The sequence below is a fragment of the uncultured Marinobacter sp. genome (assembly GCF_963974375.1).
Classification (GTDB): Bacteria; Pseudomonadota; Gammaproteobacteria; order Pseudomonadales; family Oleiphilaceae; genus Marinobacter.
This window is the reverse complement of the sequence record NZ_CAXBDN010000391.1, coordinates 1-2,551: the sequence shown is the minus strand read 5'-3', so window position 1 is coordinate 2,551 and position 2,551 is coordinate 1. Positions and strand designations below refer to the sequence as shown.

At 58.2% G+C, this 2,551-nt stretch carries 3 protein-coding genes; 2 read left to right on the top strand and 1 reads right to left on the bottom strand.

Annotated features, from left to right (window positions below):
* On the top strand, positions 1–569 hold a 569-nt coding region (locus tag AAC035_RS20520), incomplete at its 5' end, for an IS5 family transposase (RefSeq protein WP_339806974.1).
* A gap of 268 nt (positions 570–837) precedes the next feature.
* A complete protein-coding gene (locus AAC035_RS20515) occupies positions 838–2,055 on the top strand; it encodes a hypothetical protein (protein ID WP_339806973.1) in 1,218 nt (405 codons plus the stop codon).
* Positions 2,056–2,072: 17 nt separating this feature from the next.
* Here AAC035_RS20515 and AAC035_RS20510 read toward each other — a convergent pair.
* Positions 2,073–2,551 (bottom strand): NAD-binding protein (locus tag AAC035_RS20510; protein WP_339806971.1); only part of this gene is annotated, 479 nt, incomplete at its 5' end.

Below are 2,551 nucleotides of genomic sequence, written 5' to 3'. Positions count from 1 at the left end.
AAGGCACCATCGTGGCCGCCGCGCCCTCTACCAAGAACAAGAACAAGGTCAAGCAGCGTGATCTGGAGATGAAGCAGACCAAGAAGGGCAGCCAGTGGTATTTCGGCCTGAAGGCCCATATCGGGGTCGATGCGGTCACCGGACCGACTCACAGTGTCGCCGCCACCTCGGCCAACGTCGCCGATGTCACCATGGCCGGTGCCCTGGTCCGAGAAGATGACAAACGGGTATACGGCGACGCGGGTTACACCGGTATGTGGAAGTATCTCGACGAAGAGAAGGATGCCGCGGATTCCCGATGCTGTGTTGCCGCCAAACGCAGCCCCATTAAGAAGATGGAAGACACCCCCATGAAAGCACTGCTGCTGGCGATCGAGAAGGCCAAGGCCAGCATCCGCGCCAAGGTCGTGCATCCGTTTCATGTCATCAAGAACCTCTTCGGCTACCGCAAGGTGCGCTACAAGGGGTTGGCCAAGAACCAGGCGCAACTCTTCAGCCTGTTCGGGCTGGCCAACCTGGTGCTGACGACACGATGCGAGGGCCAAATTGACGGGGCCATTACGCCCTGAATCTGGCCTGACAGCCAGATAACCCGGCTGTCAGGGAAAACAGACCACATGAGGTGGTCGGAAATTGATCGCCGACGCGGTGATTGAGTCACTCTGAGTTCCTCAGTCGCTCGAAACCGAATTGATCAGTGGTTCCCTAATGCCGGCCCCGAGATGACTGTAGCGCGAGTCGCGGTATTCCGATCTTCAACTAAGCTTGGGTATGTCAGGGTGGTTTTTTTCAGGGTTCCACTACCCAATGCAGCAGCCACGTCGTCATGGAGCGCTTATGTCCACGGCCCGGAACGAGATCTCCACCAGGGAACCCGCACAGGAAGGGAGCCGGGCGGTCAACGCGTGCCGAAAAGTGGTGGGCCTGATACCCGCCCCGGAGATGCCCGCTGAGATGGCCAAACAGGTAATCAACCGGTTACCCGAGCTTTTGGCCAATTACGTCGATGACCGGTTGAACTGGGAGGTGCAACTGATCGTCGATCCGTTGATCGGTGCTGCAGAGGCTTCCAACGATATTATTGGGAGTATTCTCGAGTATAAGCGGGACCAGCAGTGGGACTACGCGATCTGTATTACCGATTTGCCGATCTTTAAGGACGGGCGCTTCGTAATCGCTGAAACCAGCACGGTGCATGGCGTTGCGATGATTTCATTGCCTGCCTTCGGCATTACCGCAATACGTCGTCGCCTGAACGAAGCGATCCTGCAACTGGTCAACGAATTGCACCATGGCAGTTCCGAAGAGGACCGTACTCGTCAGGAGCAGCGTACCCAGCAATCCGATAAAGTCCACGAGAGTCTGCGTGGCAAAGGTGCGCGGCAACTATTGGGCAGGCACCTCTACGAGAAGCTGTTTCCGATACGTCGGCTAACGCTATCGGGCGAGGGAGAGTCCTTTGACGTGCGCTTCATTGCCGATTCGTGGATCAACGGGAACCTTCGCATCCTGGCAGGCATGGTGCGCGCCAACCGCCCCTCGACCATCTTTCCTGCTTTCAAGCGCGTCATCGCCGTCGCGTTCGCGACCGGCGCCTATGGTCTGGTGTTTCCCACCCTTTGGCAGCTCAGCGCCAATTATGGCCGGCCACGCCTTGTTCTGCTGATGGGAGTGGCCATGGTGGCGATGATCGCCTGGATCATTATTGCCCACACGCTTTGGGAACCGATAAAAAACGCCCGATCACCACGTCTGGTTCGGCTCTATAACACGGTCACTGTCCTGACGCTGAGTGCCGGGGTCGTATTCTATTATGTGATCCTGCTGGGCCTTTTCTGTTTCACGGTCCTCGTTTTCATTCCGGCCAACATGCTGGAAGCGCAACTTGATCACGGGGCCAGTCTTCTCGATTATACCACTCTTGCCTGGCTCGCGACTTCGGTTGCCACTATCGCTGGCGCCCTGGGGGCCGGACTGGAAGATGAAGAAACCGTCAGAAACGCTACTTACGGCTACCGGCAGCAACGCCGCAACCAGGAAGCGAATAAGCGCTGACAATTCTGTTTTAGTGATCAGCCGTTGTTCCTCGGCGGGGTCCACGCCGGTGCTTCGTCCTCGATTCGCCGTGCGTCTTCCCGCATGGCGTGCCCCAGTGACTCGTCCAGTTTCATGAACAGCTCCCCGTAGCGCGGGCTGAAGTGGATGCCTTCCTCGATGTTGCGCCAGGCGTTGAACAATTGGTCTTCGTTGGCTTTTTCGCTGGCAACGAAGGACTGGATCATCCGGCGAGCGCGTTCTGGCTGGACACCCATTGCGGTAAGGGCATCTCCGCCGAGTTCCAGGGCGGAGTAATAGGTTTCGCTCACCACATCGTCGGCGCCGGCCTCACGCAACTCGTAACCATGGCCGCGGTCGAAGGAGCGGGCCAGCACCCAGACCCCCGGGTAAAGCTGTTTGACGTGACGCACCAAACGTACGGCCCGGTCCCTGTCATCAATGGCGACGACGAGCAGGCGTGCCTCGGCAATGCCGGCGGTTTCCAGTAGCTGGA

Bases quoted from the DNA above. Each gene is read 5' to 3' on its own strand.
- AAC035_RS20515 (WP_339806973.1), top strand. From the start codon at position 838: ATGTCCACGGCCCGGAACGAGATCTCCACCAGGGAACCCGCACAGGAA.